The 12,520-nt window shown below is 41.8% G+C and carries 12 protein-coding genes; 2 read left to right on the top strand and 10 right to left on the bottom strand.

Annotated features, from left to right (window positions below; all coding sequences use genetic code 11):
- Window positions 1-200: 200 nt before the first annotated feature.
- The 3 genes from M1E09_RS16600 to M1E09_RS16610 are packed head-to-tail and all read right to left on the bottom strand — an operon-like array spanning window position 201 to window position 2,470.
- A complete protein-coding gene (locus tag M1E09_RS16600; protein WP_456271950.1) occupies window positions 201-935 on the bottom strand; it encodes an amino acid ABC transporter ATP-binding protein in 735 nt (244 codons plus the stop codon).
- A 16-nt stretch (window positions 936-951) separates the two neighbouring features.
- On the bottom strand, window positions 952-1,656 hold the full coding sequence (locus M1E09_RS16605) for an amino acid ABC transporter permease (protein ID WP_456275021.1): 705 nt from the start codon (window positions 1,654-1,656) through the stop codon (window positions 952-954).
- Complete coding sequence (locus tag M1E09_RS16610) at window positions 1,640-2,470, bottom strand: amino acid ABC transporter substrate-binding protein (RefSeq protein WP_456271951.1); 831 nt, start codon at window positions 2,468-2,470, stop codon at window positions 1,640-1,642. The genes M1E09_RS16605 and M1E09_RS16610 overlap by 17 nt, the downstream gene beginning before the upstream one ends.
- 170 nt (window positions 2,471-2,640) lie before the next feature.
- Here M1E09_RS16610 and M1E09_RS16615 point away from each other — a divergent pair, with 170 nt between their 5' ends.
- Window positions 2,641-3,255 (top strand): NAD(P)-dependent oxidoreductase, encoded by a 615-nt coding sequence (locus tag M1E09_RS16615; protein WP_456271952.1) that lies wholly within the window; start codon window positions 2,641-2,643, stop codon window positions 3,253-3,255.
- 70 nt (window positions 3,256-3,325) lie between these two features.
- Here M1E09_RS16615 and M1E09_RS16620 read toward each other — a convergent pair whose 3' ends face one another.
- The 7 genes from M1E09_RS16620 to M1E09_RS16650 form a co-directional block, all read right to left on the bottom strand.
- Entirely contained in the window at window positions 3,326-5,344 is a 2,019-nt protein-coding gene (locus M1E09_RS16620) for an ABC transporter ATP-binding protein (RefSeq protein ID WP_456271953.1), read from the bottom strand.
- Window positions 5,341-7,098 carry an ABC transporter ATP-binding protein gene (locus M1E09_RS16625; protein WP_456271954.1) on the bottom strand — a complete coding sequence of 586 codons (1,758 nt, stop codon included), beginning with the start codon at window positions 7,096-7,098 and terminating at the stop codon, window positions 5,341-5,343. The genes M1E09_RS16620 and M1E09_RS16625 overlap by 4 nt, the downstream gene beginning before the upstream one ends.
- Before the next feature lie 511 nt (window positions 7,099-7,609).
- On the bottom strand, window positions 7,610-7,924 hold the full coding sequence (locus M1E09_RS16630) for a YbjQ family protein (protein ID WP_456271955.1): 315 nt from the start codon (window positions 7,922-7,924) through the stop codon (window positions 7,610-7,612).
- Between the two features lie 208 nt (window positions 7,925-8,132).
- Window positions 8,133-8,465, bottom strand: coding sequence for a YxlC family protein (locus M1E09_RS16635; protein ID WP_456271956.1), 333 nt, complete (start codon window positions 8,463-8,465; stop codon window positions 8,133-8,135).
- Complete coding sequence (gene sigY / locus M1E09_RS16640; protein WP_456271957.1) at window positions 8,434-8,982, bottom strand: RNA polymerase sigma factor SigY; 549 nt, start codon at window positions 8,980-8,982, stop codon at window positions 8,434-8,436. The genes M1E09_RS16635 and sigY overlap by 32 nt, the downstream gene beginning before the upstream one ends.
- A gap of 208 nt (window positions 8,983-9,190) precedes the next feature.
- Complete coding sequence (locus M1E09_RS16645; protein WP_456271958.1) at window positions 9,191-10,459, bottom strand: MFS transporter; 1,269 nt, start codon at window positions 10,457-10,459, stop codon at window positions 9,191-9,193.
- 210 nt (window positions 10,460-10,669) lie between these two features.
- Entirely contained in the window at window positions 10,670-11,512 is an 843-nt protein-coding gene (locus M1E09_RS16650) for a hypothetical protein (RefSeq protein WP_456271959.1), read from the bottom strand.
- 454 nt (window positions 11,513-11,966) lie between these two features.
- Between M1E09_RS16650 and M1E09_RS16655 the strand changes: the two genes are divergently transcribed.
- Window positions 11,967-12,476 carry a universal stress protein gene (locus tag M1E09_RS16655; protein ID WP_456271960.1) on the top strand — a complete coding sequence of 170 codons (510 nt, stop codon included), beginning with the start codon at window positions 11,967-11,969 and terminating at the stop codon, window positions 12,474-12,476.
- Window positions 12,477-12,520: the final 44 nt, after the last annotated feature.

Consider the following 12,520-nt stretch of genomic DNA (forward strand, 5'->3'; position numbering starts at 1 on the left):
GCATGAGAAATAACATATTTGCCAAAATAATGTAGATTTTTTTCAATCTACTGTAGCCTATGTAAATCGCGAAGGAACAATACCCTTTCCATGAGGAATGCTCGGCTGGTGCCTTGGTACAATTAAGGCTTTTTGTACCTGTACATTTCCTAAAAACCACATAAAAAAAGCCCAGCCCTCAGGCCAAGCTTTAATAAGTCTTATTGAATCAAATTAAGAAACTGGCGGGTACGCTCTTCCTTCGGGGTTTCAAAAATTTCGGCAGGCGTTCCCCTTTCCACGATATAACCGCCATCCATGAAGATGACTTCGTCGGCTACTTCCTTGGCGAATTTCATTTCATGAGTCACTACAACCATCGTCATTCCCTCTTCGGCAAGGTCTTTCATGACTTTTAATACCTCACCGATCAATTCAGGATCAAGGGCAGAGGTCGGTTCATCAAACAACATGACTTCAGGTTCGATTGCCAGGGCTCTCGCAATACCCACTCTTTGCTGCTGGCCGCCTGAAAGCTGGTAAGGGTAATAATCGATTTTATCTCCGAGTCCGACTTTTTCTAAGAGAGATACAGCTTTTTGCTTTACCTCTTCCTTCGATTTTCGCTGGACAATAACCGGCCCTTCCATTACATTTTCAAGAGCTGTTCTGTGAGGGAAGAGGTTGTAATTTTGGAACACCATTCCGGTTTTCCTCCTCATTTCGAGAAGGGCTGCTTTTGAATACTTAACATTGAAATCTATTGTTGTTCCGCTTATATCCACTTTCCCTTCGTCAGGGATTTCAAGTGAATTCAGGCAGCGGAGGAAGGTGGTCTTCCCTGAACCCGAAGGGCCGATCAGCACAATGACCTGCCCCTTTTCAACTTCAATATCAAACCCTTTTAAGACTTCCAGGTCCCCAAAACGCTTTTTTAATCCTCTTATACTTATCATCGTTCCCCTTCCTTTCTTATTTTGCAACATAACGGTCCAATCTCGATTCTAATCTATCCTGGATAAGAGTAAGTGCGAAACACATGATCCAGTATAAGACAGCCGCCTCCATATAAAGGAGAAGGAATTCATACGTAGTCGCCGCAATTTCCTGTGCTCTTCTGAACATCTCTGTAACAAAGATCAAGGAAGCAAGCGATGTATCCTTCACGAGACTGATGAAAGAATTTGAAAGCGGGGGAACAGATACTCTGGCCGCCTGGGGCAAAACTACCCTTTTAAGATTCTGGGTGTAAGTCATTCCGATGGAATAGCCTGCCTCCCATTGCCCTTTTGGTATCGACTGAATCGACGCACGCACAATTTCTGATGCATATGCCCCGACATTTAATGAGAAGGCAATCACGGCTGATGGAAATGGATCGAATTTCAATGCTTCCACCCCTAGATTCCCAAGGCCAAAAAATACAATATACAATTGTACCAGCAAAGGTGTTCCCCTTATAGCTGATACATATACCCGGGCAATTCCCCTTAATATTTTACTCCCGGATAACCTTGAAAGAGCTGTGACGATTGCAAGTACCATCCCGAAAAAGAAGGATATCAATGTTAGAGGAATGGAATAATACAAAGCTCCCTTCACCATTGGAAGCAGGGAGCTTTGCAGGATATCCATCATCCGGTCAGGATCTTGGAAAATACTATTGAGGAGAAACATCTTCGCCAAACCATTTCTCGGAAATTTCGGCGTATGTTCCGTCTTCCATCATTTCCTCTAACGCTTTGTTCACTTCTTCTACCAATTGCTCGTTTCCTTTTCTGAACATCAATCCACTTTCTGAAGCATCCTCTTCAGTTGCAACAATTTCAATTCCGGCATTTGGTTTGGTATTGATGTAATCAAGGATGGACAGTTTATCATTGACAGTTACGTCTACACGTCCTTGTTCCAGTAATTGAATCGCTTGAGCAAGGCCATCCACACCTTGAATTTCCGCTCCGTAACTTTCGGCAATATCTTTGTAATTGCTGGTCAGTGACTGAGCTGAAGTCATTCCTTCAATATCTTCAAAAGTGTTGACATCTTCATTGCCTTTTTTAGCTACAAGTACAGCTGAAGATTCAATATAGGGGATGGAGAAATCATATTTTTCCTGGCGGTCTTCCCTGATTCCAACCTGGTTGGCAATCATATCAAAACGGTTCGAGTTCAACCCTTCAAACATTGCATCCCATTGAGTTTCTTTGAAAACAGGCTCAACGTCCAGACGGTTTGCGACTTCACGGGCAATCTCCACATCAAATCCAGTAAGTTCTCCAGATTCGTCGTGGAAAGTGAATGGTGGATAGGTCCCTTCCGTCCCAATCAGCAGCTCGCCATTTTCCTGGATCTGCTCATATAAAGATTGATCTTCTTGCGCTTGCTCGTCTCCTGCACCTGCAGACTCATTATTTTCTGTATTGTTACCGCATGCGGCAAGGAAAAAGACGGCACCTATCAATAAAAAGATACTTAAAGTCAACTTTTTCATTTTACAAAACCTCACTATTCTTATCGGAATTAAATATCACGATTGCTATCATAAATTGTTATACCCTTTCTGTCAATTAAAATGTGTTTATGTCTTAGTTTTCTCAAAAAGTGATAAAACCATGAAAGCTCGTTATAATTAATTTAGAAAATCACACGGGAGGGCGAATTATGAAAATCGCTTTATTGGGAGCGACGGGCAGAGTTGGCTCCATTATTCTTGAAAATTTGTTGGAAGAAGGACATGCAGTGAATGCACTGGTGCGCAGTGATGTGAAGAAGGATCATGCGGGACTTTCCGTGTTTAAAGGGAATGTTCTGAATGAAATTAATTTACAAAGCTGTTTTTCAGGATGTAACGCTGTAATCAGCGCGCTAGGAACAGACAAAAATGATGTCCTCTCAAAGAGCATGCCCCTTATCCTGAAAGCGATGAGGCATAATCATATAAAAAGAATCATCACGATCGGAACAGCAGGAATTCTGCAAGCGAGAGAAACACAATCACTCTTCAGATTTCAGACAAATGAATCAAAAAGAAAAAGCACAACGGCTGCCGAGGATCATCTGAGGACCTACTTGATGCTGAAAGAGTCGGGGATGAACTGGACAATCGTCTGTCCAACCTACCTTCCAGAAGGAGAAAGAAAAGGAAATTACCGTACGGATCAAAATATGCTGCCCGAGGGAGGAAAAAAGATTTCCATTTATGATACAGCAGATTTTGCATCCAGCTTGGTTGAAGATACACGCAGTTTTAACATGAGGGTTGGAATCAGCTACTGACGTTGTTTCTGGATACTGCTTAAAACCTAAAAAACCAACACTTTAAAATTAAGTGTTGGTTTTTTATTCACTAACCTGCCTGACCCATCTGTTTCCCCTGCTGCAACTCATACATCTGATAATATCTTCCTTTAAGTTCCATGAGTTCATCATGGGACCCTTTTTCAGCTATGGTTCCTTTATCAAGGACGATGATCTGGTCGGCATTTTTTATAGTCGACAAACGGTGTGCAATGATAAATGTGGTTCTTCCTTGTTTCAGCACTTCCATTGCTTCCTGGATCGTGGCTTCAGTTTCAGTGTCGATGCTTGAAGTTGCTTCATCAAGAATCAGGATAGCCGGATCGTATGCAAGAGCTCTTGCAAAGGAAATCAACTGTCTCTGCCCGGAAGATAATGTGCTTCCCTTCTCGATCACCGGTTCATCATATCCGTTTTCCAGGTTGTGAAATACCTTTTGTGCTCCGACAGCATTCAGGGCCGCCTCCACTTTTCCTCTTGAAATCCTTGGGTTATCAAGACTTACATTGGAAGCAATGGTGCCTGTGAACAGGTATGGATCCTGAAGCACGATGCCCATATGCTCTCTTATTGTCTGGTAAGGAATGTCCTTTATATCTTTTTCATCAATTAGAATTTCTCCTTCATTGCAATCGTAAAAGCGGAAAAGGAGATTCATGATTGAACTTTTGCCTGAACCTGTATGACCAACTAGAGCGACTGTTTCGCCTTGTCTGGCTGAAAAAGAGATATCCTTCAAAACAAACTCATTTTCTTTATAGCCGAAGAAAACATTGTTGAATGTTACATCACCCTTATAGCGTTCCATTCTTTCATCCTCGACTGCAATACCCTTCTCATCCAGCAGTTCAAAGACTCTCTCTCCGGCTACAAGTGCCTGTTCAAGGTTTGCCAGCTGATTGACAATTCCGGTTATCGGCTGGAACAAGCGATTGATATAATCAACGAAAGCATAAAGCACGCCCAGAGAAACGACAGCTCCCCCTCCGACAGCACTTCCTCCAAAGTACCAGATGAAAGCGACAAACGTTATATTTCTAAGTACTCCTACGAGATTGTGGGAAGTTATCGAATTCAAGCTGAGCATTTTATTCTGATAGTTGAAATGTGTTTCATTCAGTTCTTCGAATTCCTCTTGTGACTTTTTTTCACGGCCGAATGCCTGGATGATATTCATCCCTTGAATGGATTCATTGATCATTGCATTGATGTCACTGACTTTTGAACGGATCACATGGTTATACTTTGATGCATACTTTCTGTAAAGCACCGTCCAGATTGCAATAATCGGCACCAACAGGAGACAGATGGCTGCCAGTTTTGCATCAAGAATGAACAAGGCAATATAGATACCTGTAATGTAAATGATACTTGTAAAAAAAGTGGACAGCACAGTCACATATAGTTCTCTGATTGCTTCTGTATCGTTGGTTATTCTGGCAACCACTTTCCCTGCCGGCAGATTATCAAAGTAACGGATTGGAAGCCGTTGAATATGTTCAAAGATATCCGATCTCATTTTTTGAATCACCCGATTGGCCGCTTTCTTCAAATAGAAACCTTGGCCGTATTGGAAAAAGGAAGCCGCAACAAGCAAGCCGAAGTAAAGGGCAAGCAGTGTAATGATCCGGGGAATCTCCGGATTATAAAAATCAATCAGCCGGCCTGCCGTAATTCTTTCCGCTTGATAAGAGGAGGACGTACCTCCCTTTGTAACAACCAGCATTCCGTCCTGTACTTTCCGTTCACCATCTGCCGGGACTGGTTCATCAATAAAATAAAATTCCCTGCCGACTGCAAGAATCCTTACCTCGTCACCTTTCATTTCATCTTCCGAGAAATACTTCTCCCTTTTGTACCAATTACCTTCATAATTTACTGCATCTTTACTTTCTTCAGCTTCAAACCAGGCCGTTTCTATGCCAAGTATATGTTCATCGATCATCTTCTTAGCGATAAAGGGTCCTGCCAGGTCGGCTGCCACCGATACTGTCAGCATAAGGAGAGCTGCGATAATGACTTTTTTATATAATAATGCGTAATTTACTAAACGTTTTCCTGTACTCATAATTTAACCTCCTCGAGCGAGGACTCTTCGATTTGCTGGCGGTCATGTTGTTCCTTATACCAGCCGTTCTTCTTAATCAGCGACTCATGGACGCCTTCCTCTGCAATCATTCCGTCATCCAGAACAATAATCCAGTCAGCATGTTCCACTGCAGATAATCTGTGAGTGGTGATGATCGTTGTTTTCCCGGATCTTTCCTCTCGGATATTTTCAATGATTTTCGCTTCTGTCTTCGCATCCACCGCTGACAAGGAGTCATCCAATATCAGGATTTCCGGATTTTTGATTAAGGCACGGGCAATGGAAATCCGCTGTTTCTGCCCTCCTGAAAGCGCAACTCCTTTTTCTCCAACGAGTGTTTTTAAGCCCTCCGGCAGCATTTCAAGATCTTTTTTGAAATCAGCGAGTTCAATTGCTTTCTCCAGCTCAGTATCTGTAGCATCCGGCTGCCCGAACAGAATGTTTTCTTTGACACTTCGTGAAAATAACACATGATCCTGCGGGACATACCCGATCCAATCCCGGACATCTTTCAGGCTTTGCTCTTCTATCGGCACTTCATTGATCGCAAGTGTTCCTTTTCCATGCGGATATTCCCGCAGCAGCTGTTTAATGAACGTTGTCTTTCCGCTGCCCGTTTTGCCTGCGATACCTAGAGTTTCTCCCTTTTTCAGCTTCAGGTTGATTGCCGAAAGGTTGTTTACCTTAGAGGACGGATATTTAAAGTAGACTTCTTTGAATGTGATATCCTCAGGGGCAGATACAATTTGGGGCTTAACAGGGTCTTTCACGTCTTCTTCATAGTTCAGCGTTTCCATTACCCTGTCGAGCGACGCATTCCCTCTTTGCATGACGTTAATCAACTCACCAACTGCAAACATCGGCCAAATCAACATCCCTAGATAAACATTAAAAGAGACGAGTTGACCAAGAGTGATGGCCTGATGGAAAACCAGGTATGCCCCGTACCCCAATCCAATTAAATAACTAAGACCAACAAGGACCTTGATTGTTGGTTCAAATAAGGAGTCAATGACAGCCACCTTAATATTCTTGTTGTACACATCTTCTGTCATATCCGCGAACTTTCCTTCGTCGGCTCTCTCCTGAACATAAGCTCTTATGACCCTGACACCGGCAATGGACTCAAGTACCTTATCATTAAGTTCGCCAAACGCATCCTGAGCTTCTGTGAAGCGTTTGTGAATCCTTGCCCCATATACCTTCATCAGCCAGGCCATAAAGGGTAAAGGAAGCACTGCCGCCAGTGTCAGCTTCCAGCTGACGAAATAGGCCATTGTGAATAAAATCGTCAACATAAAAACGGTGGAATCGATCAAGGTTAATATACCGAAACCGGCTGTAACGGAAATGGCTTTCAAATCATTTGTGGCTCTTGCCATCAAATCCCCTGTCCGGTTTTTCTCGAAAAACGCCGGGGTCATTTTCAACAGGTGGCCCATAAAATTAGTACGGAGCTTCCTTTCTACCAGGAATGCCCCGCCAAATAGCTGGTACAACCAGATATAAGTGAGTCCGTATGATATTACTAAAATAATGCCCAGCCAAATAAGATACCTGCTTAAGCTGGACATTGTCAGTCCGCCTATATGAATCTCATCAATTGCCATTCCTACCAGCTTCGGAGGCAGGACATCAAGAATGCCAACAATAATTAACAGGCTGATTGCCAAGGTGTACCTTTTCCAATTTTCTTTAAAAAACCAGCTTAATTTCCCTAACACACTAAACATAAACCCTCATTCCTCTCTCTTCCATAGTCGATCTTAACTATCCGCCTTCTGTCTCCACAATCGGCATCATCATTTCAAATTTAACTCTTAACATTTTGCATTCCTCCTGATCATTTTTTTATATGTGAACAGTCTCCTGCCACTAACTAGGAAAAGTTTTCCAATTAAAAACATCAAAAATAGACATACCGCACCAATGCAGTATGTCTATGGACATAAAAAGGCACAGATTACAAACGTAACCTGCACCGTTATAGTTGAATGAATATAATCGGAAAAGACGATTAAAAGGCTGGATCGATCTCCAGACAGGTTACGTGATTATTTAATTGTAAAAAACGAAATGTATTATTATCCATAATTACAATCATCACGTTACCCTCCTTTTACAATAATTTTCTAATTCATGATAACCTTACCATGAAGGTTTACGAGTGTCAATTGCTATTTTTCTGACTATTCATAGTATTCTCGAATTAATTATTTGATTGGGCAATCTTCATTTTCCGCCTTATGCCACTACAACGGCTGTACCATACGCAATAATTTCAGATGCATTCTGCATGACGGCTGAGGTTTCAAAGCGAACGGTCACTATGGCGTTTGCGCCCTTTTCTTCCGCTTGTTTAATCATTCGGTCAAGTGCCTGCTGGCGGGCCTGCTCCATCAATTCACTGTACTCGCTGATTTCTCCCCCGACTATCGTCTTCAGGCTGGCGATAATGTCTTTTCCGATATGCTTAGCTTGGACTGTGCTTCCTCTGACAAACCCCTTTAACTCGACAATTTCCTTTCCCGGCACTGCTTCAGTTGTAACAATAATCATCTTTTTTCCTCCTGGACACTCTTATTTTTTGTGAATATCTTCCTTGCAAATATAAAGTAAAAGATTAACGGAAGTGGACATTGTATCAATCCCCAGATTCCCCAAAACCAATATTTATGACCCCTTTTTCTTGCGTCTGTAAATAAAAACAGACTTTGCAGCAGCATGATCGGCGCTACAATAAGGAGTATGAGCACCTCTTCTTCCGTCATGTTCTTTTCACCTGCTTATAATTAGAAAGGCTGCCATAGCTGATTGCGGCAATGAAGGCTGTCCCCTGGATCACAGCAAACAATATCGGACTTTCATAAAGTGCAAAAAGAATGCTGCTGATGGTCAACATTGCGATGGCAAGGAACGCGGCCATTTCTTTCCTGTACTTATGTTTCAATGCATCCTGCTGGTTCAATGTGAATTGCTCGAACCACTGCTCGGGCGGTGTGCTTTCTTCTATTTCCTGGTCCATTGTTTTGAAACTGCCATCTAAAAGATCCTGCAGTTCATCCCATTCATTTTCCCGTTCCTGTTTTTCTTCGTTCATCGACTTTTAACTCCTTTCTCAGGGAATTAATGCCATGGTGAATACGTGACTTCACTGTTCCTTCCGGCAGCTTTACCATCCCTGATATTTCTTCATAAGAGAAACCGTAGTAATGCTTTAACACGATTGGAAGCCTTACATCTTCGGAAAGCTTTGATAGAGCTTCCAGCAAATCGTTCCACTCTTCATTGCGGCTCTCCATGTCCCATTTCATTTTTCTGATATTTACCTCTTCCTGCTGCCATTCACGCTCTCTCTTCCGTCTTCTTTGCAGATCGATAAAACGGTTTGTGGCAATGGTCATGAGCCAGGATGAGAACTTTGACTTGCCATTATAGAGATGAATTTTTTCTACACACTTTGCCATTGTGTCCTGGGCAAGTTCTTCAGCCATATCGCGGTTCATCGTTACTTTGACCAAATATTTCACAAGGAAAGGGTAGTTTTCTCTGAAAAGCACAGCAAAAGCCTTGTGATCACCTTTTTTAGCTTTTTTTATCAATTCTTTCTCTTCCATCCCTTAAATTCCTCACTTTATTAATCGGCATTCAGCCCATTCAAGTATAAGACGGCTAACTCAGCATTTCGTTCAAATTTTATGTAGAAATTTTTTTGTGAATAGTTTCTGTTCATATAAATTATTCTTCTTATTATATCTGGATTAATTTAAGAGTATGACAAGAGTAAAAGGACTTCCGCAGAAGACCTTTTACTGTAAACATATATCAAGAAACGACTGCTGGCTGAATCTCTTCGGTTTCTTTCATGTATTTAGGCAGAATGATGGTGTAGAATACGCCAACAAGCAGCAAGCAGCCGCCGACTATCCAGTACAGCATTTCTATTGATAATATTGCAGGGAAACTGATGGCAATGAAACCGAGCGTGATGGACTGGGACAACATCATTAAGGGACTGATCCAGCCTTGTACCCGGCCCATCATTTTTGGTTCGATGATACTCGGCATCCAGCCTCCGATTGCTATGTTCACTAGAGGGAGGCCCAGCGCAGCTATGAAGATGACTGACAGAAACATCCAGGTCGTTGCCGCAAAGGAAGATAAGATAATGAAACTTCCGGAAATTGTCAGACCGGCAACGATAAGATGATGAAACTTGAACTTCTGGGAAAGCATCGACGCAACGACACTCCCAATCAGAACTCCCGCACCGAATGCTACGCCAAGCAGGATTGAATATTCTTCATATGTTTGAGGCGCCAATTTGTATTTTAAGATAAAAATAGGCATGACTGAAAAACCGCCATTCACAATTCCAAATACAAAGAATCCGCCGATAAGGCTCATCAACAATTTATGTTTGAAGATATAAAGCATTCCCAACTTGAAATCCTTCATAATGAAAGAGATACTCAGGTCCTTCAATTTGTGCGGCCCGTTAGGCAGTCTTGCATCCTCTGAAACTTCACATTTCTTAATTAAGATGGCACTGATCAGGAAAGTGATGGTGTCTGCGATAACTGCCCCGTAAATTCCCGCGAGCCAGTAAATCAGGATGGCAATACCATTCCCAAACAGCATGAATAAGCTCATGACCATCTGATTAAGCCCGGCAGCAGTTGAGTAATCGTCTTTTGTCAACACTCCTTGCAGGATTCCCTGTTCGGCCGGGAAAAAGAACTTTTGCACAGCGCTTCTTAAGAAAAGTATGAAGAAAATGAACGGCATCCAGCCAATGAAAATCGCTCCAAGCAGAATGACTGACAACAAGGCGCTGATGGTATCACAGTAGTAGGCAATTTTCTTGCGGTCCATCCTGTCGGCAAGAACTCCCACCAGGAAAAACACAGCGAGAGTCGGCAGTGAATACATCATTTCGGTTATCGAAGCGTAGACAGGCTGTTCTGAAAAGCGATCCAGCAAGTAAAACATAAAAGCCGTCAGCCCGATGACACTTCCCATATGTGATGTGAAATTGGCGAAAAACAATTTAGTGAACGTTGGGTTTCGGAAAATCTTTTTAAAGTTTTTCATTATATATTTCTCCCATCCAGTTATTTAGTATATATACATTGTAAAAAAATGGCGGGATACTTATCAGAGGCTGATGATGGTTTCTATATCCGTCTGAAGGCGGATTGCGCTTGAGACTTATTGTTTTGCTCATTGTGGAGATATGCTGCTACCGCTGCCTACCGCTTCAATCGAAAAACTGCACCAAGATTAAATTTCATGAGGCCAGCTTTATTTTAAGAGCTTTCCAGCTATCATTTCATTCAGCCTGCCGTTTACATTGCTTCTGTCCTGAGCTGAGACTGGAATAATTTCAGTTTCTATAGATAGAGAGGATATAATTCCTTTTTCCAGTTCCACACGCTCTTCCAAAAGAGACGTCACTCCTTCGATTCCCTTTGGCAGGCAGTGGGCTTTTCCATATTCCTGTCCTGTATAATAGTTTGAAACATGCTGAAACCATTGAGGAGACCTGACCTTTTTGACATCCTCTATCACTTCTTTGACTGACAATGGATCAAAATAGATTAACACCGGGTTCAATTCCTTAATAATCTTTTCAATTTCCAGTACAAATGCCGTGATGGACTTTGGTGATTCATTATATTTAGCCATCAACATGGTCATGGGATTCTGCAGAAAACAGCAATCTGTCACTGCCGATATACCTGCCCTGCGAAAATCATCAGCAAATCCCTTCCATTTGAACAGGATTAATTCTTTATAAATCTCAGGAGGCATTTCATAAACATCGTGCCGAGCCAATTGTTCTGCACATTCTTGTGTGATCCTTCCTGCTGCTTTTAACTTTTCATAAGGTATGAAGAAGCCCTCCATTCTGCTAAAATGATGAAACTGGAATGTTTCCTCCTTTAAGTCAGGAAAGTTGTTTATTAATTCTTCAAACTCATTCAATCCTGCAAATGCGGTGCTTTCATAATCAACAGGATGATCGAGGTCCCCCTCCGAGTAAATTTCACAATGGCTTTCACCGTTCCTTAACCGCTTTCCTATGTAATCGCAGGCAGATGTTTTCCCTGTTCCCGGAATGCCTTCCACTAAGATTAGATTCATAACACTTCTCCTTTCAATATCCACTCATACATATTCTGCCAAAGCGCATTTAATCCTCCACCCACAAAAAATTTCCTGCCTTAAAGCAATGAGGGCCTGTCCCCTGTTCCTTAAAAGCATTAAAGTGTTTTTTACAGGTTTTTACAAGGTTTAAATGGATTTTATGCGGGGTACTACTCTATTAAATGAGATAGAATGAATACATTTTGACTGATTCTATATAATTCAAAGCAGAGGTGAGTATGAATGATTCGTACAATATTGATGATCATCGGAGCTATTGTGGTTATCGGAGTAATTCTTGCATTAATCTAATTTAAAGTAAGGAATGATGTACGCTTCAGGCTGTCATCATTCCTTTTTAAATTTCAAGATCAAGATCATACAAGCATTTAATTCAGAATAACGGGTATATACACAGTAGATATAAATCCTATAGCAGAGGTGATTGTAAATGTTTAAGAATATTTTACTTGCTTATGATGAGAGTGACGGAAGCCGGAACGCTCTTGAGAAGGCGATTGAATTGATGGCTCATAATAGAGAGGCCCACTTGACAGTCGCTCATGTAGCGGATGGAAGTGATTATAGAGAAGAAGAAGGCGCTGAGCAATTTACACGCTCACTTGATGTCGTCAATACTGGATTAAGTTCTCTTGAAGCACAGAACCTGCCTCACAGTTACGATAATAAAATTGAGGATCGCCATCCCATCAAAAAGAACAAAACGGCTGATCAGTTCAAGACACTCAGAGAGGATTTGGAATCCCGTGGTATCCATGCAAACTACGAATTGCTGACAGGCTCTGAAGCTGAGAGCATTTGCAACTATGCCAATGACAATAATATTGACATCATCGTAGTTGGCAGCAGTAACAAAACCGGAATTAAAAAGTGGTTCCTAGGAAGTGTCAGCGAGAAGATTTCACATAACTGTTCCAGCAGTATTTTAATCGTAAAATAACTGAATAAAAAATGCGTCTTCTTTTAGATAGAAGACGCATTTTT

This window comes from Bacillus sp. AK031, assembly GCF_053903065.1.

Coding starts and splice junctions, on each gene's coding strand:
- M1E09_RS16635 (WP_456271956.1), bottom strand. CDS start 8,465: ATGAACGAAGAAAAACAGGAACGGGAAAATGAATGGGATGAACTGCAG.
- M1E09_RS16625 (WP_456271954.1), bottom strand. CDS start 7,098: ATGTTTAGTGTGTTAGGGAAATTAAGCTGGTTTTTTAAAGAAAATTGG.
- M1E09_RS16615 (WP_456271952.1), top strand. CDS start 2,641: ATGAAAATCGCTTTATTGGGAGCGACGGGCAGAGTTGGCTCCATTATT.
- M1E09_RS16655 (WP_456271960.1), top strand. CDS start 11,967: ATGTTTAAGAATATTTTACTTGCTTATGATGAGAGTGACGGAAGCCGG.
- M1E09_RS16605 (WP_456275021.1), bottom strand. CDS start 1,656: ATGTTTCTCCTCAATAGTATTTTCCAAGATCCTGACCGGATGATGGAT.
- M1E09_RS16600 (WP_456271950.1), bottom strand. CDS start 935: ATGATAAGTATAAGAGGATTAAAAAAGCGTTTTGGGGACCTGGAAGTC.
- M1E09_RS16620 (WP_456271953.1), bottom strand. CDS start 5,344: ATGAGTACAGGAAAACGTTTAGTAAATTACGCATTATTATATAAAAAA.
- M1E09_RS16610 (WP_456271951.1), bottom strand. CDS start 2,470: ATGAAAAAGTTGACTTTAAGTATCTTTTTATTGATAGGTGCCGTCTTT.
- M1E09_RS16645 (WP_456271958.1), bottom strand. CDS start 10,459: ATGAAAAACTTTAAAAAGATTTTCCGAAACCCAACGTTCACTAAATTG.
- sigY (WP_456271957.1), bottom strand. CDS start 8,982: ATGGAAGAGAAAGAATTGATAAAAAAAGCTAAAAAAGGTGATCACAAG.
- M1E09_RS16650 (WP_456271959.1), bottom strand. CDS start 11,512: ATGAATCTAATCTTAGTGGAAGGCATTCCGGGAACAGGGAAAACATCT.
- M1E09_RS16630 (WP_456271955.1), bottom strand. CDS start 7,924: ATGATTATTGTTACAACTGAAGCAGTGCCGGGAAAGGAAATTGTCGAG.